This is a genomic window from Paenibacillus doosanensis, from assembly GCF_025060755.1.
GTDB lineage: Bacteria > Bacillota > Bacilli > Paenibacillales > NBRC-103111 > Paenibacillus_S > Paenibacillus_S doosanensis.
The window spans coordinates 65584-90800 of the sequence record NZ_JANYUY010000032.1 but is presented as its reverse complement, the minus strand read 5'-3'; the positions used below and the strand labels follow the sequence as shown (position 1 = coordinate 90800).

The following is a 25217-nucleotide window of genomic DNA, read 5'->3' as shown; positions in this document are numbered from 1 at the left end:
GTAACTCCCACAAAGGCAAAGAAAGACACAGTGATTATACTCAAATCGTGATGAAAAATCATTTGAAAACCGAGTCTTACTCCGAAGGGACCTACAAAAGTAACTCCGTCGGACAGACTCTTAGAAGGGTGGTGAAAAACAAGCAGCCTATTCGTCTACATAAGTCCTGTTAAGCCGTCCCAGCAGCTCGGCGAACGTATCCAGCTCTTCCGGCGTCCAATCCTTCAGCAAGCGCGAGTAGCGTTCGACGCGAGCCTGCCCGATCAGCTCCAGCTCCTGAAGCCCCGCTTCATTAATCTGAAACGAGCTGGCCCGGCCGTCCGTAGGGTCGGCAATTCTGCGGACGTAGCCTTTCTTCTCAATGACGGCCATCTGCCGGCTGACCGTGGATACATCGAGCCGGAATTCCTGCGCCAGCGCCTTCACTCCGGCCGGCCCGTGCTCCTTCAGCTGAAGCAGCAGCAAATAAGTCGAACGGTCCACAATCCGCTGATCTTTGCCGGGACTGACGAAATTGGCGCGCCGGACGAGCTTCGCCAGCTCTACTTCGATTTCCGTCAGCTTGTTCCTATCAAGCACCAAGCTTACTCCCCCTGTTCCATCATCCTTCCATTTTACCATATTGACAGTTTCAAAAAAAAGTCCGTATAATACCAAAGTAGTTGATTGTATCATGCAACTATATGCATAATTTATTAGCACTGCCATTTGAGGAGGCCCCTAGCCCATGAGTACCGCAGCAAAACCGGATTCGTTTTGGCCGATTATTTACGCCGTCTTTTTCGGCAATTTCCTGGCCATTTTAAGCACGACTACGATTAATGTAGCCTTTCCCCTCTTTATCGACAACTTCCATACGAGCTTGAACACGGTGCAATGGATTATGTCCGGCTTCGTGTTGGCTACAGGAGTCATCGCCCCGGCCGTCGGCTACCTCGGCGACCAGCTCAGCTACAAACGGCTGTATATGATCGCCATGGGAGGCTTCACCCTATCCTCCGCGCTGTGCATCTCCGCCTGGAACATCGAATCGCTCATTACGTTCCGGGTCATCCAAGGTCTGTTCAGCGGCATGATCATGCCGACCACGATGACGATCATTTACCAAGTCGTGCAAAAGGATAAGCAGCCGTTCGCCATGAGCTTATGGAGCCTATCGTCGATGCTGGCGCCCGCCTTCGGCCCGACGCTCGGCGGCTGGATGGTCGAATATTTCGGCTGGAGATCGATATTCGTCATCAATCTACCCATCGGCGTCGCCGCCGTGATCGCAATCATCAAGTATATCCCGTACTACCGCTTGAGCGAAAAGAAATCGTTCGACAAGATCGGCCTTGCCGCCGTAACGATCAGCAGCACCGCTCTTCTAATGGCTTTCAGCCAAGGCAGCGTATGGGGCTGGACTTCCGGCAAGCTGCTTACGGTTATGCTGGGAGGCTTCGCTTTTTTGGCGTTTTTTATCAAATGGGAGCTCACCGTATCCAGTCCACTGCTCCAATTAAGGTTGTTTAAAAACGTCCGGTTTACGCTAAGCTTGGTCATCAACTGTGTCATTACCATTTCGCTTTATGCCGTCAGCATCCTGATCCCGCTATTTTTGCAAAATGTCAAGCATATGTCCGTTCTTCATACCGGGCTCATATTGCTGCCGGGCTCGCTCGCCCTCGCCGCCTGCTCGCCTATTACCGGCAAGCTGTATACCAAGATCGGTCCGCTTCGGCTGATCGCCTCCGGAATCGCGCTGATCGGAATCGCTACGCTTGCGCTGACGAATATGGGACTGCAAACGACGGCGGCCTACATTATCCTATGGCTCGTCATCCGCTATATCGGAGTCGCTTTATGCAATATGCCGGTGACGAACCTGGGAATGAGCTCGATTCCGCGGGAAAACTCCGGGCACGGCTCCGCCATCACCAACTGGGTGCGCCAAGGCATCGCTTCCCTGTCTATCGGCATATTCAGCTCGCTGCTCGTGACGCGGACGAATGTTCATTTGCAGCAGCTTGGCCAAACCGGCTCGGCAGGAGATCAAGAGCTGCTTCGCGAGCAGGCATCCGCTCTCGGAGTGAACGATGTATTTATGATCGGCACGATCGTCGCCGCGGCGGCGCTTCCGTTAGTGTGGCTGCTGCGCAAGCCGAAGCCTCAGACCGCGGCCGCAAGCGCCGCGCAGGCAAGGAACTGACCTTATCGGCGCTCCGACGTATAGCTTAAGTGAGGGAATCGTGGGGCGGGAAATTCCGGCCTCTGCCCCTTCACGCGGCGAACCCGAACTTCCTCAGCCGTATCGGCTGATCTCCAAGTCCCCTCCGCTCACCGCTAACGTGCACCTCCCCCATACAAGAACAAATCCCCCAAAAGCCATCCATGCCGCCGACGCGGCACCACAGACAATGGAAATGGGGTACCAAGAGTAATTTCCAGGGTAGTGACGTGATGCTCTGAAGCTTATTCCGTCCGCATCCAGCTTCAGCTGGATCGGCGTCTAACCATTCCGCTGGGATCGTTCTATGGTTAGACATTACTTTCGGGGGAGCCCCCGGATATCCACAGGAAATGGCTGCGCATCATTTCCTAAACAACAAAAAAAGCCCGGAGCCGCATCAACTGCAGCCCCAAGCCTCTTATTCAAGCCTCTTATCCAAGCTTTCGTTCAAAAGCATTTTATTTCAAAATATGAATCGGATGACCCATCGCCACTTCAGCGGCTTCCATCGTGATTTCACCGAGCGTCGGATGCGCATGAATCGTCAGAGCGATGTCTTCCAAGGTTGCTCCCATCTCGATGGCAAGACCCATCTCGGCGATCAGGTTGGACGCTTCCGCGCCGACGATTTGCGCGCCGAGGAGCAGACCGGAATCTTTGTCGCCGACCAGCTTCACGAAGCCTTCCTTCAAATTCATCGATTGCGCGCGGCCGTTGGCTCCGTAAGGGAACTTGCCTACCGCTACGTTGATGCCTTTGGCTTTTGCTTCGGTCTCGTTCAAGCCGACGCTTGCGATCTCCGGATCGGAGAATACGACGGCAGGGATGCATTTGTAATCGACGACGCTAGGCATTCCGGCAATTGCTTCGGCAGCCACTTTGCCTTCGTACGAAGCTTTATGGGCCAAGGCCAGACCGGATACGATATCGCCGATCGCATAGATATGCGGAACGTTCGTTTGACACTGCTCGTTCACTTTGATCAAGCCGCGCTCGCCGACTTCAATGCCAGCCAGCTCCAGAGACAGATCTCCGTCCGTATTCGGACGGCGTCCTACCGTAACCAGCACATAATCGGCCGTTACTTTCTTCTCTTCGCCTTTGACCGTGAATGTCACGGTAACGTCTTTATCGGTTTGCTCGCAGCCTTGAGCCATCGCTTCGGTGAACACTTCCACGTCCAGCTTCTTCAGGTTGCGCGCCACAAGCTGCGACATTTCTTTCTCGAAGCCCGGCAGAACCGCGTCGGAGCCTTCGAGCACCGTCACTTTCGTGCCGAACTTCGCATAGGTTTGTCCGAGCTCGATGCCGATGTAGCCGCCGCCGATAACGATCAGGCTTTGCGGAATTTCTTGCAGCTCCAGCGCTTCGGTGGACGACAAAATGCGGCCGCCGTAAGGGAACGCCTTAAGCTCGATCGGACGGGAGCCCGTCGCGATAATGCAGTGGTTGAAACGGTAACGCGCCGTTTCGTTATCGTTAAATACGCGGGCTTCTTGATCGTTGATGAACAAAGCCTCGCCGTTAAATACTTGAATTTTGTTGCCTTTCAGCAGCTGGGTAACGCCGCCGGTTTGCTTTTTGATAATGCCGCTTTTCCATTCCTGGACTTTGGCAAAATCGACTTTCACGTTTTCCGCCGTAATGCCGATGGCGGAGCTGTGCGCTGCCGCTTCATAATGATGCGCAGCGGAGATCAAAGCTTTGGAAGGGATACATCCGCGGTTCAAGCATACGCCGCCCAGCTCGGATTTATCGACTACCAATACGCTTTTGCCCAGCTGGGCGGCGCGAATGGCCGCCACATATCCGCCGGGTCCTGCACCGATGACCAGAACGTCAATCTCAACGGAAGCGTCTCCTACTACCATATCTTACACCTCCAAAATGAGCAGCTCTGGATCAGCCAGCAGCTGTTTAATGTAGTTCATAAAGTTTTGACCCGTTGCGCCGTCGATAATACGATGGTCAAAGCTCAAGGACAATGCCATAACCGGAGCAATGACGATTTCACCGTTTCTAACAACCGGTTTTTCTGTAATACGACCTGTTCCGAGAATAGCAACTTCCGGGAAGTTGAGGAGCGGAGTGAAGAACATACCGCCCGCGGAACCGATGTTCGTAATGGAGATCGTGCTGCCTCTCATCTCGGCAGCGCTCAGCTTGCCTTCGCGTCCGCGTGCCGCCAAGTCTTTGATGGCTTCCGCGATCGTCCAAATATTTTTACGGTCCGCGTCCTGGATCACAGGAACGATCAAACCGTTATCCGTGTCCGTAGCGATACCGATGTTGTAGTACTTCTTGTAGACGATCTCGTTCTTCTCTTCGTCGATCATCGCGTTCATAGCAGGGAATTGGCGCGCTGCCGCTACCAATGCTTTGACGATGAACGGCAAGTAAGTCAATTTTACGCCTTTTTTCTCAGCCGCCGCTTTCGCTCTGCCGCGCAAAGCAACCAGTTGAGTTACGTCGACTTCGTCCATCAGCGTTACATGAGGAGCGGTGAACGCGGATTTAACCATTGCGTTCGCGATCGCTTTGCGAATGCCTTTGAGCGGAACGCGCTCTTCGACGCGTTCGCCGGACAATGCCGCCGCAGCGCTCGATGCTGCCGCTGCCGGAGCCGCCGTTGCTGCAGGTGCTGCGCTTGCAGCTTCAGGTGCTGCCGCTGCAGGCTGCGCTCCGCCTGCGGCGAAGGCCAGAACATCTTCCTTCGTCACACGGCCGTTGCGGCCTGTTGCTGTGACTTGCGCGATGTTCACGCCTTTCTCGCGAGCGAGCCTGCGCACGCTCGGCGTAGCCAGCACTTGGCCTGCGGATGCGCCCGCAGCCGCAGCCGGTGCCGCCGCTGGGGATGCCATCGGCGTGTCCAGCTTGGAGCTGGCGACGTTAGCCGCCACCGCTCCGCCTACAGAGCATTCGGCTGCAGGCGCTGCCGCCGGAGCCGCGCTCTCGCCGTGTCCGCCGTGGCTCGCTTGCTGAGGCACCTCGCCGGATACTTCGATCGTCGCGATCAAATCGCCGATCGTACATACCGTACCTTCGCCTACTTTGATCTCTACGATTTTCCCTTCGACCGGAGAAGGAACTTCTACCGTCGATTTGTCGTTTTGCACTTCCATGATGATCGTTTCATCATTGACTGCGTCGCCCGGCTTCACAAGCCATTTGACGATCTCGCCTTCGTGAATCCCCTCGCCGAGCTCAGGGAATTTATATTCAAATATCGCCACGATTCCGAACCCTCCTAAATGGTGGCGCAGGCGGGAGTATGTAGGTTGGAAGTGAAATAATGCGCTTCGTTAACACTCGCCGGCTGCCGGTTCCGCCATATGCCAACTGCCTCCGGCCGCTGTTGAAACCAGGTTTCTCACATTATATTTGTATCAGATGAAACCCGGTTTCAAAGGCGGCGCGTAAACTCTCCGGCAGTTACATATGGCTCCACCTTCTGCCCGCTCGAAGCCTCGCACATTCATTTTCTTCCAAAAGCAGCTCCCGCTGCGCTTTAAAATATATTCCCCGTTTGCGTCCCTTCCGCAAACGGATGTTACCGCTCCAACGCTCCTTGGCGAAGCATTTTTGTCAATTCGGCCGCGAAATGTGAAGAGGAAGGTAAGGGTGTGTACCGGAGGAGCCTGCGTCCGCCTTTGAAACTGGGATATCTACTTCTGCCCTATAATTCATAAGAATATCCCATTTCAACAGCGGCCGGAGGTATACACCCTCCTTCCTGAAACCTATTCGCGAATCCGCTTGACAACCGGCCGCTCCCTTCACAGGAGCGTCCTACTTAAAAGTCAAGAACTTTATTCAAACCTGCTACGATACGAGCAGGGTTAGGTAGCCACTGATCCTCGATTTGAGCGAACGGATACACCGTATCCGGAGGCGTTACGCGAAGCACCGGAGCTTCCAGGTGAAGAATCGCTTTTTCGTTGATTTGCGCGATCACTTCAGCCGCTACGCCGGATGTTTTCTGCGCTTCTTGAACGACGATAGCGCGGTTCGTTTTCTTGATCGATTCTACGATTGTATCGATGTCCAAAGGAACCAATGTACGAAGGTCGATCACTTCCGCTTTTGCGCCGCGAGTTTTTTCAATCTCTTCGGCAGCTTTCAAGGAAGTGTGAACCATTGCGCCGTAAGTGATGATCGTTACATCGGAGCCTTCGCGAACGACGTTCGCTTTACCAAGAGGCACTGTGTACTCGCCTTCTGGAACTTCCGCACGGAACGAACGGTACAGGTTCAAGTGCTCCATGAAGAAGACAGGATCGTTATCGCGGATCGCCGAGATCAGCAGGCCCTTGGCGTCGTACGGGTTCGAAGGAACAACGACTTTAATACCTGGAGTTTGAGCCAGCAAGCCTTCCAACGGGTCCGTGTGAAGCTCGGCCGCTTTAACGCCGCCGCCGAAAGGCGTACGGAACGTAATCGGCGCATTGTAGCGGCCGCCGGAACGGTAGCGCATGCGAGCCGCTTGGACGCAGATTTGGTCCATCGCTTCATAGATGAAACCGACAAACTGAATTTCGGCTATCGGACGAAAGCCTTGAATCCCCATCCCTACAGCCAGACCGCCGATAGCGGATTCCGCCAGCGGAGTATCGAATACGCGCTCTTCGCCGAATTCCGCCTGCAGTCCTTCCGTCGCACGGAACACACCGCCTACTTTACCTACGTCTTCCCCGAATATAACAACGTTAGGATCGCGCTGCAGCTCTACGCGCATTGCATCCTTAATCGCTTGAATCATTGTCATTTGTGCCATGGTATGCTTCTCTCTCCTTTACGCGTTATATTCCGCTTTTTGCTCTTCCAAGTGAGCCGGCGTCGTTTCGAACATGCTGTCGATCAGGCCGGTAACGGTCATTTTTTCCGTTTCTTCCGCCTTCTTGATTTGCTCGGCTACGGTAGCCTTCGCTTCTTCGACAACCTTGTTCTCTTCCTCTTCCGTCCAAAGGCCTTTGCCGACCAGATACTTGCGGAAACGGATCAACGGATCTTTCGTTGCTTCCCATTCAGCCGTTTCTTCTTTCGTACGGTATTTGGAAGGATCGTCGCCGGACATGGAGTGCGGGAGGAAACGATAGGTGATCGCTTCGATCAGCGTCGCGCCTTCGCCGTTGCGTCCGCGTTCTGCCGCGTCTTGAACCGCTTTGACGACGGCCAGCACGTCCATACCGTCAACTTGCACGCCCTTGATACCGGCAGCTACCGCTTTATGAGCTACGGATTCTGCAGCCGTTTGCTTGGCGAATGGTGTCGTAATGGCATAGCCGTTGTTTTGCACGACGAAGATCGCCGGCAGTTTGAACGCGCCTGCGAAGTTCATGCCTTCGTAGAAATCGCCTTCGGACGAACCGCCGTCACCGGTATACGTAATCGTGACGCGTTTTTCGCCGCGTTTTTTGAATGCCATGGCAACGCCCATCGCGTGCAAAATTTGCGCGCCGATGATAATTTGCGGCATCAGTACATGCACATCGGCCGGAATTTGTCCGCCGTGCTGGTGACCGCGCGAATACAAGAACGCTTGGTACATCGGAAGACCGTGCCATACGATTTGCGGCATGTCGCGGTATCCCGGACAGATGAAATCGTCTTTATTTAAAGCGAACTCGCTGCCGACCATCGACGCTTCTTGGCCGGATACCGGAGCATAGAAGCCGAGACGTCCTTGGCGGGTCAAGTTAACGGCCCGTTGGTCCCAAGTACGGGTAAACACCATGCGTCTCATCAGTTCTTTCAATTGATCGTCAGTCAAATTCGGCATTTCTTGCTCGTTAACCACAGTACCGTCTGGCCCTAAAACAGACAAAGGCTGCACCTTTGACACTGCCACTTCATATGGCTTACTCATGTACATTCACCTCAGCGATAGATTTTGATGCCTTGAAACCGGAGTTTCTGTTATAGTAGTATTATAAACCTGTTTTCTCTAATAACACAACTACTTACTTGCAAAATATGCGATCTAGTCTTTTCCATGACTATAACAGTGACATGAAATATATAATACAGATGGAAAAACTAGCGTAAACTATTATAATACACTTGGAGGAATTTCCATGGACGATACCATATATTACAAGCGGACAATCGTTAAGGAGCTCATGCCCTCCGTCTCCCTCGGCGAAGAACGGCCGGTTCGCGTCTTTTTGCCGCCCGGGTATCAGGAGCTGCTGACGTATCCTGTCATTTATTGTCAGGACGGAGAGCAGTTTTTCAACTTCGGACGCATCGTCACGCATATGAACCGTCTGATCTTCGACGAGGGCGTAGAACCGGCCATCATTGTCGGCGTGGATGTGAACACGGCCGTCAGAACGAGCGAATATGCGCCGGAGGGAGAACGTTTTGAGGCGTACACTCATTTTTTCGCCCGGGAGCTGCTTCCGTTCATCGAGTCCAAATATCCGGTGAGAACGACGCCCGCCGAACGGATATTGGCCGGCGATTCTTTGGGAGGAACGGTTTCCTTGCATCTTGCCTTAGATTATCGTAGCCTATTTTGCAACGTTATATCCTTATCGGGAGCATTTTTGCGCGAGAGCCGGGAGCGGATCGAGAGGGAAATCGATCTGTCGTGGCTGCGGCTGTATATGCTGATCGGATTGGATGAACGGGAGGTCGCTACGGAGAGAGGCACCTTCGATTTTCTCGAAGCGAACCGCAGCGCCAAAAAGCTCCTCGAAGAGAGGAGCTGCCGCATGACCTATGAAGAAAAGCCGGGGAAGCATCTGTGGGGCTTCTGGCAAAATGAGCTGCCCGCGGCGATGAAGCTATTTCTCAAATGAACGGGAACGCGCTACGGCGTCGGTTCGCCGATTCCGTAACGTTGCTTTAACGAAGCGATCATATCGCTGATCTCGCTGTCGCCGGGCAGCCGCAGCGTGCGCGCGCCTTCCTCAGCCGGAGCGGTACGGGCGCGCACCGTCCGTTTGACCGCGTCGATAAACCGCTGCGGGTCATCCAGACCGGCCAGCTCTTGCAGGCTAGCCATCCGATCCTCATGCACATCGGGATAACTGCTCCCGTCCTCCCCTGCCGCGGCGATACGGTAAAATTCCCGGGCCAGCTCCGCCTTGGCCGCGCCGCTTCCCGTAACGACGACAAACGCCTGAACGACGAAGGCATGCGCCTGTCTGCGCTGTGCAATGCCGCAAAATTTGCGTCCGGCGATACTAAGGTCGTAATCGCCGGGACAATAGGACCCGATCACTTCCCCTTTGGCTACATCCGGCGTTACAGCCTGCAGCGCGTCCTTGACGAGCATGTACATCGTTTCGAAATCTTGGCGAAAATCGATCTGTCCTTGCCGTTTGGGAAGCACCAGCGAGACGTTGACGACTCCCGTATCGAGCGGCACCGCGGCGCCGCCCGAATTTCTGACCGCAACCGAGTACCCTTGCCGCTCCAGCCAGCGCTTCGCTTCGACCGCCCCGGGAAGCCTGCTGTCCCTCAGCCCCATCACGAAAGCGCGGGGATGCCGCCATAGATGTACGATAGGCGGTCCGCCTTCCCCGACGCTCCTGCACAACAGCTCCTCCAGCGCGAACGGATACAATACGTCCGGCGGAGCGGTCTGCTGCGAACGGTCCCATATTAACGCCCCTTCCGGCAAGCGCCAATCATCTTGCTGCATGTTTATTCCTTCTTCCGAATATGGTTATAAGATTTACGCCTTTTTCTCCGAATGGGCGAGTATCTCTTTATATATACGAATCAAATGGTGAACGTCTTCATCGCTTAAATTTCCGAAGAACGTCTTGATATTCGTTTTGCGCTGCTCCCGGATCGTGCCGAGCATCTTGCGGCCTTCCTCCGTAATGCGCAAATAAACGACCCGGCGGTCTTCATCGTCCCGTTCCCGTTCGACATAGCCGGCCGAAAGCAGCTTGTCCGCCAGAGAGGTAATAGCGCCCGCCGTATAGCACATCGCTTCCGCCATCTGCGATACTTTCAGCGGCCCTTCGCTTTCGAGCTTCTCCAGGACGAAGCCTTGAGCCGAAGTCATTCCTTTCTCGTCAAACTTGTTCCAGGCAACGGACATCTTGCGATACAGCTGCCTCGATACCTCCTCCAATTCAAAGAGGTCGCGGTGATCCTTCATCGATTTGCTCCTTTTTCAACAAATGTCGTATTTATTTTAACATTAATACGAACGAGTCGTCGTAATGTTTCAAGAGAGTTCGGAAAAAAAAGTGTTGACGACTCCTTGGGCATCATGATATTTTTTCCATGAATAGTTTTACCATCAAAATATATTTCAAAAAACAATTTTATCAGCAATCCATTTAGCTATTAATTATTTTCATGCGGAAATGTTTTTTGAAAAAAAGGAGGGGGAATTTGAGTGGTCGATTTGGATGATACCTTAAATGAATTTGAGCAACTCATCCATATAGCCATCCGGCAGTCGAATAAATGGACCCCGTGTCCGGCGGTGTCCAAACAGCAGTTCCTGCTTCTGCACACGCTGCTTCATCAGGGACGAATGAGCGTAAGCGAGCTGGCCGACGAGCTGTGTCTTTCAGCCAGCGCCACGACGATCGCCATCAACCGTCTTGTCCGGGACGGTCATATTGCGCGCAGCCGCGACGTTACGGATCGTAGAGTGGTATGGATCGAATTATCGGACGCGGGACGCACCATGATCAGAGAGCTGAGGGAGCGGCGCAAAAGCATTCTGCAAAAGATGCTGGCCGACTTGCCCTCGGACGAAACTCGGCAGTTTATGTCCACACTCCGCAAGATGCTGACCAGCGTCACGGATATGGGCTGAATTTATTTTCCCTATTTATGAAAGGAGCTTAATCAGCAATGAAGAAAAAGGTCATTATTTTGGTAGTGATTGCTTTGATTCTTCTCGGCGGAGGAGCTGGCGGGACTTATTATTATGCGATCGCCAGCAAATATATCAACACGGAAGATGCGAGAATTCAAGGCGACTTGCGGGCTATCGGCGCCCCCGGAGCAGGCAAGCTGATCGAATGGAACTATAAGGAAGGCGATTCGTTCAACAAAGGCGACGTGCTGGGACTCGTCGAAACGACTCCGGCCCACGGCAATACGCCGGCGGTCACGCAGGAAATTATCGCCGCCGAAGAAGGCACCATCATTCAGTTTAACGGCATCAAGGATCAGATGGTCTCCCCTTCCAGCGCCATCGCGATGAGCGCGAACCTCGATCAATTGTACGTATCCGCCAATCTGCAGGAAACCGAAATCGCCGACGTGAAGGTGGGCAGCAAGGTGACGATTAAAATCGACGCCTACCCGAACACAACGATAACCGGTCATGTGGAGCGTCTCGGCCTCGGCACGAACTCCTCCTTCTCCCTGCTTCCCACTTCCAATACGACGGGCAATTTCACCAAGGTGATCCAACGTATTCCCGTAAAAATTTCGCTTGACGATCACAAGGGATTGCGCCTTGTTCCGGGTCTGAACGTAACGGTGAAAATTGAGAAATAACCCGCCCGGCTTCTACATAAGAGAGGAGGAACTATAGGTGTCATCCATAGATGCGTCTTCCGGCAAAGAACAGCCGGCCGGTACGACGGACAAAGCGGGCGGCCCCGGCGCACCCTCCAAAGGTTCCGGCCTGGCCATGCTGGCCGTCATCATCGCCGTGTTCATGGCCATATTGGATACGAGTATCGTCAATGTCGCTTTGCCCAAAATGATGTCCGTCTTCGGCGTCAACCAATCCGATATCGAATGGGTCGTCACCGCTTATTCGCTGGTCAGCGGAGCTTTGATTCCCGTCACCGGCTTCTTGGGCGACCGGTTCGGCTACAAGCGGGTCTTCCTGATCGCCACCGCCATATTTACGATCGGCTCCGGCCTGTGCGGCGTCGCCTGGAGCAATAACAGCATGATTTTTTTCCGCATCATTCAAGCGGTCGGAGGAGGCGCGTTAATGCCGATCAGCATGGCGATGATCTTCCGCATGTTTCCTCCGGAAAAACGCGGAATGGCCATGGGCTTATTCGGTATCGCGATCATGTTCGCTCCCGCCACCGGCCCTACGCTGAGCGGATACATAGTGGAATATTTGGACTGGCGTCTTATTTTTACGATCAACGTGCCGATCGGCATTATCGACTTTTTCCTTGCGATGGCCGTCCTGAAGGAATTTAAAGCCCCTGTGTCGCAAAGATTCGATTTTTGGGGATTCGTTACTTCTTGTACGGGACTCGCCACCCTGCTCTACGGCGTCGGCAAAGTGTCGGAGAAAGGCTGGGGCGATTCCGAGGTGATTACTTTTGTTACGATCGGCATCGTTTGCCTCATCATCTTCGTCGCCATCGAGCTCTTGATCGATCAGCCGATGCTGGACTTGTCGCTGTTGAAAAACGCCACGTTCACGCTATCTCTCATCATATCGAGTATCGCCACGCTGATCATGATGGGCGTACTGTTTTTGCTTCCGATCTTTTTGCAGACCTTATCCGGGCTTTCCGCCGTGCAAACCGGTCTGATTCTGCTTCCGCAGGCCATCGTATCCGGCATTATGATGCCGATTGCCGGCGCCCTGTTCGATAAAATTGGAGCCCGCGTCATTGCCGTTATCGGGCTTTCCTTCACGGCGCTGTCGCTGTACTTGTCGGCCGCGCTCGATCTGAACACGATGTTCTCGACGCTGATCACCTGGCTCGTGCTCCGGGCTATCGGCATGGGTCTTATGATGATGCCTATACAAACGGCCGGCATGAACACCGTCCCGATGCACAAGATGGGTCAGGGCACCGCATTGTCGAACACGATCCGGCAGATCAGCGCCTCCTTCGGTATTGCCTGGCTTGCGCTGTTATACTCCGACAGACGGTCGTTTCACGTGGCGGACTTGTCGGAGCAGCTGAATATGTTTTCGACGAATGTCGCATCCCATTTTAACCAGCTGCAGAATCAGTATATGGGCATGGGCCAGTCGGCCATTCAGGCCAAAGCGAACGCGCTCGGCTATTTGAGCGGGCAGGTGCAGATTCAGGCGACCGTCATGGGGCTTGACGACGTGTTTATCGTGACGGCCGTCTTGTCGGTCATCGCCGCGGTGCTCTCCCTGTTTTTGAAAAATACGAAAGCCAAAGGCGGTCCGAAAGCCCATGTGATGGGCGAATAGAACCTTCCACTATTTTCATAGCAAAGGGGCAAGAATCCATATGACAAGTAGTAAGATCGACAAACCAATCCGATTCAAGCGTATTCTGATGACCGGTCTGGTCGTGGCGCTAAGCGGCATCTTGGCCGCCGGGTGCTCAGTCACCAGCGCCAGCGGCAGCCAGACGAAGCTCGTAACGACGGCTCCGGCCGCCAAGCAAAAAATGGACGACAAGCTGGAGGTCGACGCCGATGTAGTATCCTCCTCCCAAGTGAACGTCATCACGAAGGTCGGCGGCGACGTACTGGAGATGAAGAAGAAGCGCGGCGATTATGTGCAGCAGGGAGAAGTTATTTTTACACTCGACTCTACCGATGCGGCGAGAAACCGCGAGAAGACCGAGCTGTCCCGCCAAAATCTGCAAGCCCAGCTCGATAAAACGAGCGAGGACGTCGTTACCAATCGCGCCGTGCTCAAAAATACGATTGAAAAGCTGCAGCTTTCGATCGCCGATCTGGAGAAAAGCTATAATAACATTCATAACGACTATGACGAAGGGCTTGTGCCCAAAGCCCAGCTCGACAAGGCGGATACGCAGTTGAAGACGGCGCGGCTCGATCTGGATACGGCGCAGAAGCAATTGGCCAATCTCGATGCTACCGATCCGCTCGCCTCGCTGAGAATTCAGATCGAGTCCGCGAACGTGGCCTTGCAGGACATCGACAAGACATTGTCCGATTTCGAGGTGAAAGCTCCGATCAGCGGCGTGCTGACCGATCTGAATCCGGAGAAAGGCGTAACCGTTCAAGCGGGCTATGTCGCAGGCGTCATTCAACAGCAAAATCCGATCAAAATTCATGCGGATTTAACCGAAAGCGCCCTGAAGCTGGCTCGCGGCAAACAGGCGATTCCGTTTACGCTTCAAGGCAGCGACGAGAAGCTGACGGGTTCCGTAAGCTACTTGGCGGATGTCATGAGCCCGCAGAGCAAATCGTTCGTACTGGAGCTGACCGCTCCCAACGCGGATATGAAGCTGAAGTCCGGCATGCGGGTGAAACTGCAGCTTGGCGGCGATTCCACGCAGGATGTCGTCACCGTCCCTGCCGCTTCCATCGTCAAGGAAGGCAATGACAGCTATGTCTTCGTCGTCTCCGGCGACCAGGCCGAACGCAGAAAGGTCACGCTCGGACGGACGGCGGATACGAACCGCGAAGTCGTCTCCGGCGTTAAGGAAGGCGAGCAGATCGTCGTCTCCGGCGTTCAGGAGCTGAAAGATAAAGACAAGGTTGAACTGAGAAAATAGACCGCTGCGGCTAACCCAAACGATATATTTTAACTACTCAAATGGAGGATTTACGATGAAAAACAATCTGAAAAAAGCAATATCGGCCGTCGTCATCTCATCCTTAGCGTTATCCTTCGGGTCCGGCTCGATTTTTGCCGACGAAGCGGCCCCGGCGGCAATCGATACCCGCTATCCGGCCGTCCTGGAAGGACCGCTGCAGGTGAAGGTGAACGGCCTGCTAAGCGAGCATACGCTGAACGGGACCCGCATCGGCGTCAAGCTCAAAATGTACAACGTTTCGAACGATACCGTCCGCGTGCCGGATTATGAGCTTCGCGCGGTGACCCAGAACGGAGCGAAATATGTGCTGAAAGGCAGCGCCGATAACGCGGTCGCCGTTCCCCCGATGTCGAGCATCGACCTCAGCTTTATGACCCAGATCGATCTGGGCGAAAATGTGCAGCCTACCGACCTTGTATGGATCGATGTAAACAAGGACGTCTATCCGAAAACGGAAACGACGATGCTGGACCTGCCCGTGGCGAATCTGGTCTGGTACGGAGATCAATCCAGCATCGCCGATTCTTCCGCGGTCAAGAAATGGGGAGAAACCTTCCAGATCCCTTCGGTAGATTCGGCCTTGACCTATACGCCGGTCAGTCTGTCGACCAACTTCAAGGATCAGACGCCGGTTCAGCTCATCAAGCTGCTCGTGCAAAATCCCGGCTCCAAGACCGAGACTGTTCCGAGCTTCTCTCTGGACGGCAAATCGGCTGCCTTGACCTACAAGGGCGCTAGGGTCGATCAAGCCGTAACGTCGCTCGATCCCGGCGATAAGAAATATATTTATTATGCCGTTCCGACCGACCTGGATACGCAGCTGAGCAGCTTCACCGTTTCGACGACGGAAGCCTACAAAATACCTAATCGTACGGATGCGGCCGCCAACGTTACGTTCAACATCGGCCGTCTGAGCATCCTGATGCCGGAGGCGGACCAAGCCGGGCAGGATACGACCCAGCCCGTCGCGTATACGATGAATACGCCGCTTCCGGTCGACCCGATCAATAACTCGATTAATCCGGACATCTCTGTCAGCGTAGTGGATATGCAAACGTATGAGAATGAGGGCATGGGCTATCAAACCGGTATCGTGAAGCTCAAATTCAGCAACCGCAGCGATAAGCCGTTGCCGGTTCCGCAATTCGCGGCGGAATTGGTCGGCGGAGGCTTTACTTATGCGGGAAGCCGGTTGAACAGCGACGCTTCGCTGGTTGTGCCGGGAACGGATTATGTCGTGAACTATTCCTTCGTCCTGCCGCTTAACGGGGCCAAAGCGCAGTATACGCTGAAGCTGATCGACGACAAGACGGCCGCTCCTTATAAAGTTACGCTGTCCCAGGCGGTTACGTATATGAACAATCCGGTCAATGACAACGAGACCTTGAAGGCTTATCCTTACCAGGTGACGATCCGCGATTGGGCACTCAGCAATCTGGCCGGTATGAATCAAGCGACGCAAACCTATAACTACAGCTACAAGCTGCGTATTAATTGGGATTTGAAAAGCACCGATTCGGTGATGGTCGACTCTGCCTACAACAAGCTGCTCATGGTTCTGGAGACAAAGGACGGACGCAAAATCGCCTCGACGACCAAAAGCTTAAGCGGCGATAACAGGCTGACCAGCGGCGAACAGCTGATTTATTTCAGCGACACGTCTTCCGATCAGCTGGAAAATAATTTGACGCTGAAAATGTATGAAACGATAGATACTCCTGCCGGGCAGGCGAGAAGGCTCATCGCTACTTTGCAGCAATAAGCCGGACCGGATCGCCGGTAAGCTTCGCGGCTCAATGAAAACGAGCGCATGGACGACAAGTTCCCATGCGCTCGTTTTTATTTCTAAATTAAGAAACCGGCTGAAATACAGCTGATTTTCTGCTATTTTAGCTTGTAAAGCAAACGGTTATCCGTTGCCGGCAGTCAATTCGACGGTTTGGCCGATGCATCGTCATGCAGCGGTTGAACGGGGCTGTTTACTGCGGCCTGTTGCGCGGACACAGCCTGATTCCATTCATACAAGGCTACCGTTCCGCCGAACATAATTACGGCAGCCAGCACAAGGCTGATCGTTCTACGATTCGTCATGTTCGTTCCTCCAGGGTTCAGGATTGTTCTCCTTATTATCACACCCTATTATGAACCGAACCTGAACGCCAACTGAAAGTTTGCTGAATAGTCTGGCGTTATTTTCCGGGTTCCAGCGCCATAATTCGCGCAGCTCCCCAAGACGCCGCCTTGACGGTGACGATCATATTTCCGGCCTGCTTCTCCAGCTCCTGTCCCGTCCCTTCGGGCACGTAATATCTCTCCAGACCGTACGTCAATCCAAGCGAGTCTCCCCATACGGAACTGACCGTCCCAATAAGCACCGCTTCTCCCGGCTGAACGGCCGGCTTGGCGGAATATACGCCCGCGGCGTCGAAGAGTCCGTCCTGCTGCCGTTTCAGCAGCACATAGACCTTCTCCCCCTCGTCCGGAAGGTTGCCGCTATGCCATAAGCTCTTATCCACTCTGCTGATTTGATAGCCGAGCGTCACGTAATCTCCGTATAACAGGTCTCTCGGATCGACCGGTTCGGTCTGCAGCTTGATTTCATTGCCGAACCAGCCGACCGCATAATAAGAGACGGCAATGCCGCCAAGAAACAGCACTTGCAGCGCCACGAGGATGCTGAGCAGCCACGACCGCTTGGCAATCGTTCGGTTACCGATCATGATGCTTCCCCTCCCCCTCGTCGATGTTCCGAAGAAACCGCTTGTTGCGGCGGTTCAAGAACCAGCTCAAGGCAAGCAGCAGTAGTCCCCCGATGATAAAAAATAGCGATTTATCCATGAAATCCCACGTCAGCTTGCCGTAGGCAATCATGCTGCTGCAAATAAACAGCACGGTCCCGAAATTGATTTTAAACCGCCATTCTTCCATATAGCCCCGCCACAGCACATAGAACGAGAAGAAGAATAGCGTCAGCAAGTAGATCGCGCTCACTCCGACGGTTAAGTAAAGGAATGGAATGCACATGATCCATTCCAAGACGCTGGATAACCGCTTCTGCTTCCATTTGCCCGCCGCGGATGCGGCGAACAGCAGCAGCAAAGCCGGCAAATAGTAGAGCGGCTTCGGCAGCAGCTCCGACAAATCGCCCAGGCCGCCGTACGGAGCCTCCCAGACCAGCACCATGAACGTGCCGAATACGAAATTCGCGGCGAGCGGAACCGACTGAAGCGCGTAGCCTGCGCCGCGGTCCTTATACCAGTCCCCCAGCGCGTAGAGCGCCATGACCGGAAGGAAGAAACACAAGAAGGGCAAGTCTTTGACCATCGTAAACATAAGCGCATGCAGCGCAAAGCTTAAACTGAAGCACCATGTGAGCAGCGCGCTCTGTCTTACCCATGCATATCCTCCGAGCCCCGCGGCCATAAAAATGAAACCGACGTAGCTAAACTGATGAAAGTGGAGTGCGCTGTATAACTCAGCCGCCGTAAACACCAGCAAGCTAAGCAAATACAAAAAACGGCTGCGGTATAAAAACGTCAGCAGGACGCCTGCCGTTCCCCAGACGATAAAGGATGTGATGTCGTAAGAGGTCAGATGGAACATTTGGGCTACCAGCACGATGCCCGCACCGAAACTAATATAGCCCAAAGCGGTCAAAGCGATGCCCAGCTTGTCATGCCCCTTCTTCATCATCAGTTCCCCGGAGACGTAGCAGCCGACCATCACGATGACGACCAGCATAAACCGCGCCAGCTGCGGGATGTCCTGCCAATTGGCGGCCACAAAGCTGAGGATGCCGAGACCCACCAGAATGCTCCCGAGAATCGGAAGGATACCTATCGCATGCCGTTTTTCCTCATATAAACCGAGAATCCGTTCATACTGTTCCCGGGTGACGATATTGCTTTCAACCCAGCGCAAACCTTCCTTCTCCACCCACTTGCGGCTCATACCGCCACCTCTCTTTCCATTCGTTTCTCCATACTTTAAGTATAGCCGACACCAAGGCAAAAAAAAGTACTATTTTTCCCTAGTACCCATTCCTTAGCCTTATGGCCTGCATAGAAACAATCCCTCGTTCCGCGGCAAAAAGCCTCCGGCTTCTTCCAGCCGAAGGCTTTGGCCCCATCCTCTATCCAATTATTCGCCTGCCGATTAAAACAATACGTAAGCGCCCGGACCGATCAATGCTATACCTAGGGCTACGGCAATAAGAATCAAGTTGTACTCGATCCCTCCGGATGTAACCCAAAACCCATTTCGGCCATGCACCTTAAGTATCGCTACCAGCATCGTAATGATGATCAGTGCCGCGCCTACAGGCGTCCATACGCCGGCTGCAAAGAGCAGCCCGCCGATAAGCTCGCCGATTCCTGCAAGAAATGCCATCAGCATCCCCGGCTTCATTCCGATCGAATCAAGCCACCCTCCCGTGCCTTTTAGCCCGTGCCCTCCGAACCACCCGAACAGCTTCTGCGTACCGTGCCCGGCAAAGATCAATCCCACAATGATACGAATAATAAGAAGTCCTGCGTTGACCATTTCAATCACTCCCCATTAAAATTAACAACTTATTTTATGTTAGTATATTACTTTAATGTATTTACTTTTGTCAAGCTACTAACTAAAAATAACTTCATATCATAAATGTATGCTCTCTCTCCGCCGCTCATGACATCGTGCAAGTATAGAATTTTCCTATTCCAGTAGTGTGGATTACTGACGGCACGACGATGAACGGGGTAAGCGATTCCGCTTGGAACCTGAATGTTTTTTTCTTGCGAGATGTAGGAAAAAAGAAAAATTTGTCGAATACCCATAAACACGTGTAATTTCTGCATTCCATATTATTTTGCTTAAGGTGATCTCATTGGACGTAATTAAACAACTGCTGTTCAACATGTTAATTATCATTACTCCCGTGATGGCGTATCATGTGTTTTGGGCCGAACGCAACTACAGCATGAACCAGTCCGCCAAATATCGCAACATCGCTGTGCCGGCGGCCGTAACGGCGCTGTTATGCATGGTCTATCCGTTTCAATTCGCGAACGGCTTCCTGTATGATTTCCGGTTCATTCCGCTGTCGATCTGTATTCTGTATGCCGGTTTGCTCCCCGCCTTGGGGGTCGCAGCGGTCATTATCGTCTACCGGTTTTATTTGGGGGGAAGTCCTGAGGCGCTTATCCTGAGCGTGGTGCTTATCGGCTTGCTGATCCTTCTCGTACATCTGGTCAAACCGTACATCATCGGCCGGGATCGGATACGCGGCACGGCGGCGGCTTGTATCGTAGGCCTTATTACCGGCATTTTCTCCACCGTATTTTCCTGTGCGGCGTTCCTGCTCGTAGGCATTCCCTTGAATGCTTCGTTCTGGATGTACTTTGGCTTGTACAGCTTATTGTACGCCTGTACATTCGCCTTTGCCGTCTACGTGATCGAACAAATGATTATCAATGCCAACAAACGAAACCATAACCAGCAGGTCGATAAAATGAATGTGTTAAGCGATCTTGCCGCATCGTTCGCCCATGAAATCAGGAATCCGATGACCGTCGCCAGAGGCTTTATGCAAATCTTGAAGCAGCCCGACATTTCCGAAGACAAGCGTAATCTGTACACCTCCATGGTCGTGGAAGAGATCGATAAAGCCCAGTCTATCGTTAACGATTATTTGGCGTTTGCCAAGCCGCAGCTGGAAGCCATCGAGCTGGTGGACGCCAAAGCGCTCATCCAGCAGGCGCTGCAATCGATCGAGCCCTATGCCAAGCTATGCCGTGTGGAGGTGGAGACGGAGCTGGAAGATAAAATGATCATCAGCGCGAATAAGGAGAAATTCGTGCAGTGCATGGTTCATTTATTCAAGAACGGGATTGAAGCGATGCCGGGCGGCGGCCGTTTGCGGATTATCGGCACCGTGCAAAGCCGCAGCGTCTGCATCGATATTATAGACCATGGCGTCGGAATGACGCCGGAAGAAATTCGCCGTTTGGGCACCCCTTTCTACTCTACGAGGGATAAAGGAACCGGCCTTGGGATGATGGTCACCTTCCGCGTCATTCAAACGATCCGCGGCAAAATCGACGTTACCAGCGAGGTCGGCAAAGGAACCTGTTTCTCTCTGATGATTCCGACGCTGCATACGACCTCTTATCATTAATCATTCGCTCCTTTAGCGGGCTGCTCAGCAAGCACATCCATCACTTGGCGAAACAAGGGAACGGATGTGCTTTTTTCGTCCGGCGTCACATTCTGAACTAATACGGCTACCGCGTATCGGGGCATTTCGGCAGGCCCGTACCCGATAAACCATTGATTGACTTTATCCCTGCCCTGCTTGTCCCGGACCTGAGCGGTCCCGGATTTGCCGGCAACCTTCCAATGCGCGGATTGCAGCCCGCTGCCGGTGCCGTGATCGACGACTTCCTCCATCCATGACAGCAATGTCTTGGAAGTGCCTGGAGATAAGGAGGCCGGCAGCCCCTCTACCCGATGAGCCGGCAGCCCCTCTACCCGATGAGCCGGCAGCTCCTCCATTAACCGGCCGTTGCCAAATCGTATCTCCTTGACGATTCTGGGAGATGCAACCTCTCCGCCGGAGAGCAGCGTGACGATCATGTTCGCGGCTTGCAGCGGAGTGACCAGAACGTCCCTCTGGCCGATCGAAGTCTGCGCCTTGACACCGCCGTCCTGCTTCGGTGTTGCGCCGGCGTAAACTTGACCCTTATCCTCGCTGTCCCATTGCCGAAAGCTTTCCTCCTGCATGAAGCGCCCGCTCCAGCCGACCCGCACGTCCAAGCCCAGCTTATGCGCATACTCCTCCAGTTTGACGCCGTCAAGCCGCTCGGCGATTTCGGCGAACACGATATTGCAAGACTGCGCATAGCCTTCCTCGAAGGTGATATGCCCGTGGCCGCCCTGCTTCCAGCAGCTCAGACCGTATTTACCCAATTCCCCCCGGCAATCGAATGTTTCGCCCGGCCGAACCAGACCTTCCTCAAGCGCCGCCGCCGCAGTGACCGTTTTGAAGATAGACCCTGGCGCAGTTCCCTTCACAGCTTTGTTGCTCCAGCTTCCCTGCTTCAGATCGACATGCTCCGGATGAAACTCCGGGCGGCTCGCCATCGCGATGACATCGGCATTGGCGGCATCCATAACGACAACCGCTCCTTCTTGAATGTGCAGCTTGTCCATAACCAGCTCGACCCGCCGCTGAATGGAGGCGTCTAACGTTGTGATCACCTTGAGCGGATAGTACGAATTGTCGGGGAAGACGGTCCTTGCAGCCAACCCGGCAAGCGGCCGTTTGAGACCGTCCGTAAACAAAGATAAGGAAGTCGGCCCGAGCCCCTGAAGCCACGGCTCGAACGTCTTCTCCAGTCCGGCGCCGCCGATCTTGCTCGTCAACTGCAGCTCGCCCTTATGAATCTGATCGGTAAATTGCCGGGTAATCCGCTGCGGGTCCTGGCTTATAAAACCGATAACCTGGCTGGCAAGCTGTTCCGCATCATACCGCTGCTTGTATCGCGTAACGGCAAGCTGCGGCAGCCCCAGAGCCTCGATTTGCCCGATTTGGGCCTCCGTCAGCTGAACGGGCTTCCCGTTCGCAGTCCAGACGGCAGGGCTCTTGAGCGACTCGACGAATGTCTGCCATTGCCGCTCGGATACATGAAGAATCTGGGCGATTTGCTGCCTCAATTGCAAATTATTTTCCGGGAAATGTTCCTTTACGGGAAAAACCGTCAGCACCGTCTTGACGCTGCCGGTTAGAGCGACTCCGTTTCTGTCGTAGAAGTCTCCGCGGCCGCTATCGAGCACAATTCCCTGCTCCCGCTGAATGACGGAATTTTCGACCAAATCGATGCTCCTGTCCGTAAAATTGCGGCTCGCAGCAACCTGTATCCAGAACAGTCTCACGTTCAACCCGATCAATAAAACGGTCATCAATAGCAATATATAGAATAAACGATGCTTCTTTAACGGAGACCGGTTTGCCATACGCTTGTGTCTCTCCTCGCAGTAGGTTACTTAGCAGTATGGGCTTCTTCTTCCGTTTACATAACAAAAAAAATGCCCTTTTCACGGCAAACTATCCCATGAAAAAGGCATCCGGTTACGAAACATATAATACAAAATACAATCATAGTGAACCTGCGGGTTATACCTCGAATTTGCTGAGCGATTCCTGCAGCGAATTGGAGAGCTGCTCCAGCTTGTCCGACAAGCGTACGAGGCCCGAGCTGATGTTCAGCTGCTCGGCGCTCAGCGAAGCGACCTCCTGGGACGTAGCCGAAGATTCTTCCGCTACGGCGCTGACGTTGGACATGGCATCGGACAATACGATTTGCGAAGCGTTCAGATTTTCGATCGAGTCCGTCACTTCAGACAATCTGCCGGAAAATCCTTCCATGTGAGTCTGAACTTCCTTGAAGATCGAGTCCGCTTCCTTAACCGAAGAAATTTGCTCTTGGAACATCGGATAGGCGTTGGACAATACTTTGACGGTTTCATCGATTTCCTTCTGAATCGTTTCGGTGAACTGACCGACAATAGCGATCGATTGACGGGACTGATCCGCAAGCTTCCGTATTTCATCGGCTACGACCATAAACCCTTTGCCGGCCGTTCCTGCGCGTGCCGCTTCGATCGTAGCGTTCAAGGACAAGATGTTCGTTTGCTTCGAAATATTGCTAAGCACATCCAAAATTTTGCGGATAGAGCTCGTACTTTCTTTAAGCTTATCGACTTTCTCAACCATTTCCCGGGTCATCGCTTCCGTAGCGTTGGTCTTGCCGATCAGCTCGGACATGTATTGAATTCCCTGTTCGCTGGCCTGCTGCACCGTTGCGGCGGCACTGCCCATCTCGATGTTGGCGTCGACGACCGATTTCATTTGAATGCTGATATTATGCGTAAGCTCGTTGCCGCGTTCCGACTCGACAGCCAGGCTCGAAGCGCCGCCGGCGATTTCTTCGGTAGCTACGGCAATCTCTTTGGCCGATAATGCCGTTTTCTTCGACGCGTCGGACAATTCGGCCGCCGTTGCCAGCACTTCCTGGGCGGAATGGTTCGTCTGCTGAACCAGCTGAGTGATCTTCTCCATCATTTGGTTGAAGCTTTGCCCCAGCTGCCCGATCTCATCCTGGGAATTTACTTTCATGCGTACCGTCAAATTCCCCTGCTCGCCTTCTTTCATCAAATTGCGCAGCGTGACTACGGGAGTGCCGATCATCCGCGCGACGAAGAAGCCGATGATTACCGCAATGACTGCCGCAATGCCGGCCATCACCCATGTAACGTTGAAGATCGCTGTGGCATCCTTCACCAGCTCGGCGATCGGCATGGCGCCAACGAGGTACCAACCGGTTTTTTCGGAATGATAATACACGATCTGCATATCTTTGTTGCCGGACATCGTATTGTTACGGTCGTCGACCATCGTTTCCTTAGCAATATCGATCGGCGTTTTTTGCCCGATAACGTTCGTGTCCTTGGCGAAAATGACGTTCAAATCGTCGGTAAGGATCATCGTTTGGCCGCCGTCGCCCATGCGGATGTCGCCCAATTCGCGATCGATCGCATCGACGCTGATTTCAAGCAGAAGAACCGCCTGCTGCGTGTTCGTCGTCGTATTCTTCAGCACTCTGCCCACGGCAAACGTCGGCGAAGTCGTGCCCTGAGAATATCCTTTGGGCTTCGCTTCCAGCCATGTCGCCTTGCCGTTGTTGTCCATAATCTTCTTGTACCATTCCTCAGAAGACAAGTTCTCGCTGCCCAAGGAGCTTCCCGAAGAGCTTAGCGGTTCCCCGTTGGCGCGCAGCAGATGAATCGCCTTGATCGTCTTGTTGGAATATGAATATACGTTCAGCTTATCACCGATTTTTTGTCTCAGCTGCAGAAAATCGTAGCTGCCCGGGTTGACCGTTCCGATATCGGAAAGCAGCTTTTTCATATCTTCATCCAGCAAAATTTGCATCGATAAATCTTCGTAGACTCCGTACAGCAAATCCATTTTTTGGCCGGCTTGAATAATCGTTTGTTCCGAAGCGTCGACGACCTTCTTCTGAAGCACGCCGCTGGAAATATTAAACGATGTGAAGCCTACAACCAGCACGAACGCCAAAATGCTGACCAGAAAAATAAGAAATAATTTCATGCCGACAGACTTGACCGGATTCTCAATCCGGATGCTGCCTACCGAGCCGGAAGCCCTTCCCAGAAACGATGTTCCGTTATTCGATCCTTCAACCCCCGATTTTTTTGCTGCAAATAAACTGCTGATTTTCTCCGTCCACTGCTTGAAATTGGACAATCTTTCCTTCAAAGGACCCACCACCCTGCTCTGAAATAGGTTATTCTGCGTATGTAGGGATGACGCTTAGCATATCTTGGTATACCAAATGTTATTCGACATGTTTTTCCAATATCCTTTTACTTAATCGCTTTCATGTCAAAAAAATAGTTCCATCGCCTCAAACCCCTATTATTGCAGCACACATTGTTTATTTTCTATGCAACACGTAGGATAATATTCCTTTTTACCAGATTTG

The 25217-nt window shown here is 53.2% G+C and carries 21 protein-coding genes; 8 read left to right on the top strand and 13 right to left on the bottom strand.

Going from position 1 to position 25217, the window contains the following annotated elements; genetic code table 11:
* Positions 1-147: 147 nt before the first annotated feature.
* A complete protein-coding gene (locus N0M98_RS21205; RefSeq protein ID WP_249866229.1) occupies positions 148-579 on the bottom strand; it encodes a MarR family winged helix-turn-helix transcriptional regulator in 432 nt (143 codons plus the stop codon).
* Positions 580-727: 148 nt separating this feature from the next.
* Between N0M98_RS21205 and N0M98_RS21200 the strand changes: the two genes are divergently transcribed.
* Positions 728-2188, top strand: coding sequence for an MDR family MFS transporter (locus tag N0M98_RS21200; RefSeq protein ID WP_249864645.1), 1461 nt, complete (start codon positions 728-730; stop codon positions 2186-2188).
* Positions 2189-2667: 479 nt separating this feature from the next.
* On the opposite strand, the gene lpdA is transcribed toward N0M98_RS21200, so the two are convergent.
* From lpdA to pdhA, 4 genes are all read right to left on the bottom strand, one after another.
* Complete coding sequence (gene lpdA, locus N0M98_RS21195; RefSeq protein ID WP_249864646.1) at positions 2668-4080, bottom strand: dihydrolipoyl dehydrogenase; 1413 nt, start codon at positions 4078-4080, stop codon at positions 2668-2670.
* A 3-nt stretch (positions 4081-4083) separates the two neighbouring features.
* Positions 4084-5442, bottom strand: coding sequence for a dihydrolipoamide acetyltransferase family protein (locus N0M98_RS21190; RefSeq protein WP_259619061.1), 1359 nt, complete (start codon positions 5440-5442; stop codon positions 4084-4086).
* Between the two features lie 560 nt (positions 5443-6002).
* On the bottom strand, positions 6003-6983 hold the full coding sequence (locus tag N0M98_RS21185) for an alpha-ketoacid dehydrogenase subunit beta (RefSeq protein WP_259619060.1): 981 nt from the start codon (positions 6981-6983) through the stop codon (positions 6003-6005).
* A gap of 18 nt (positions 6984-7001) precedes the next feature.
* The gene (pdhA, locus tag N0M98_RS21180; protein ID WP_249864649.1) at positions 7002-8075 is read right to left on the bottom strand and encodes a pyruvate dehydrogenase (acetyl-transferring) E1 component subunit alpha; all 1074 of its coding nucleotides are present in this window, start codon (positions 8073-8075) and stop codon (positions 7002-7004) included.
* Between the two features lie 208 nt (positions 8076-8283).
* On the opposite strand from pdhA, the gene N0M98_RS21175 reads away from it, so the two are divergent.
* Complete coding sequence (locus tag N0M98_RS21175) at positions 8284-9012, top strand: alpha/beta hydrolase (RefSeq protein WP_259619059.1); 729 nt, start codon at positions 8284-8286, stop codon at positions 9010-9012.
* Between the two features lie 11 nt (positions 9013-9023).
* Here the strand turns inward: N0M98_RS21175 and N0M98_RS21170 are convergent, their stop codons facing one another.
* Positions 9024-9860 (bottom strand): lipoate--protein ligase family protein, encoded by an 837-nt coding sequence (locus tag N0M98_RS21170; RefSeq protein WP_249864651.1) that lies wholly within the window; start codon positions 9858-9860, stop codon positions 9024-9026.
* A gap of 33 nt (positions 9861-9893) precedes the next feature.
* Positions 9894-10328: a MarR family winged helix-turn-helix transcriptional regulator gene (locus tag N0M98_RS21165; protein WP_249864652.1), complete on the bottom strand. Its 435-nt coding sequence runs from the start codon at positions 10326-10328 to the stop codon at positions 9894-9896.
* Between the two features lie 243 nt (positions 10329-10571).
* Between N0M98_RS21165 and N0M98_RS21160 the strand changes: the two genes are divergently transcribed.
* The 5 genes from N0M98_RS21160 to N0M98_RS21140 are packed head-to-tail and all read left to right on the top strand — an operon-like array spanning position 10572 to position 16429.
* Complete coding sequence (locus N0M98_RS21160) at positions 10572-11000, top strand: MarR family winged helix-turn-helix transcriptional regulator (protein WP_249864653.1); 429 nt, start codon at positions 10572-10574, stop codon at positions 10998-11000.
* Positions 11001-11038: 38 nt separating this feature from the next.
* Positions 11039-11692 (top strand): efflux RND transporter periplasmic adaptor subunit, encoded by a 654-nt coding sequence (locus tag N0M98_RS21155; protein ID WP_249864654.1) that lies wholly within the window; start codon positions 11039-11041, stop codon positions 11690-11692.
* 37 nt (positions 11693-11729) lie between these two features.
* On the top strand, positions 11730-13343 hold the full coding sequence (locus N0M98_RS21150) for a DHA2 family efflux MFS transporter permease subunit (RefSeq protein ID WP_249864655.1): 1614 nt from the start codon (positions 11730-11732) through the stop codon (positions 13341-13343).
* A gap of 40 nt (positions 13344-13383) precedes the next feature.
* Positions 13384-14625, top strand: a complete 1242-nt coding sequence (locus N0M98_RS21145; protein ID WP_259619058.1) for an efflux RND transporter periplasmic adaptor subunit — start codon at positions 13384-13386, stop codon at positions 14623-14625.
* A gap of 55 nt (positions 14626-14680) precedes the next feature.
* Complete coding sequence (locus tag N0M98_RS21140) at positions 14681-16429, top strand: hypothetical protein (RefSeq protein ID WP_259619057.1); 1749 nt, start codon at positions 14681-14683, stop codon at positions 16427-16429.
* Between the two features lie 164 nt (positions 16430-16593).
* Here the strand turns inward: N0M98_RS21140 and N0M98_RS21135 are convergent, their stop codons facing one another.
* The 4 genes from N0M98_RS21135 to N0M98_RS21120 form a co-directional block, all read right to left on the bottom strand.
* Complete coding sequence (locus N0M98_RS21135) at positions 16594-16758, bottom strand: hypothetical protein (protein ID WP_249864658.1); 165 nt, start codon at positions 16756-16758, stop codon at positions 16594-16596.
* Between the two features lie 98 nt (positions 16759-16856).
* The gene (locus tag N0M98_RS21130) at positions 16857-17387 is read right to left on the bottom strand and encodes a GDYXXLXY domain-containing protein (RefSeq protein WP_259619056.1); all 531 of its coding nucleotides are present in this window, start codon (positions 17385-17387) and stop codon (positions 16857-16859) included.
* Positions 17377-18618, bottom strand: coding sequence for a DUF2157 domain-containing protein (locus N0M98_RS21125; RefSeq protein WP_259619055.1), 1242 nt, complete (start codon positions 18616-18618; stop codon positions 17377-17379). Before N0M98_RS21125 ends, N0M98_RS21130 begins: the two co-directional genes overlap by 11 nt.
* A gap of 204 nt (positions 18619-18822) precedes the next feature.
* Positions 18823-19209, bottom strand: a complete 387-nt coding sequence (locus N0M98_RS21120; RefSeq protein ID WP_249864661.1) for a DoxX family protein — start codon at positions 19207-19209, stop codon at positions 18823-18825.
* A 328-nt stretch (positions 19210-19537) separates the two neighbouring features.
* Here N0M98_RS21120 and N0M98_RS21115 point away from each other — a divergent pair, with 328 nt between their 5' ends.
* Positions 19538-20827 (top strand): ATP-binding protein, encoded by a 1290-nt coding sequence (locus N0M98_RS21115; protein ID WP_259619054.1) that lies wholly within the window; start codon positions 19538-19540, stop codon positions 20825-20827.
* Here the strand turns inward: N0M98_RS21115 and N0M98_RS21110 are convergent.
* Positions 20824-22665, bottom strand: coding sequence for a peptidoglycan D,D-transpeptidase FtsI family protein (locus tag N0M98_RS21110; protein ID WP_259619053.1), 1842 nt, complete (start codon positions 22663-22665; stop codon positions 20824-20826). The genes N0M98_RS21115 and N0M98_RS21110 overlap by 4 nt on opposite strands.
* Before the next feature lie 160 nt (positions 22666-22825).
* Complete coding sequence (locus N0M98_RS21105) at positions 22826-24823, bottom strand: methyl-accepting chemotaxis protein (protein WP_375295520.1); 1998 nt, start codon at positions 24821-24823, stop codon at positions 22826-22828.
* Between the last annotated feature and the right edge of the window lie 394 nt (positions 24824-25217).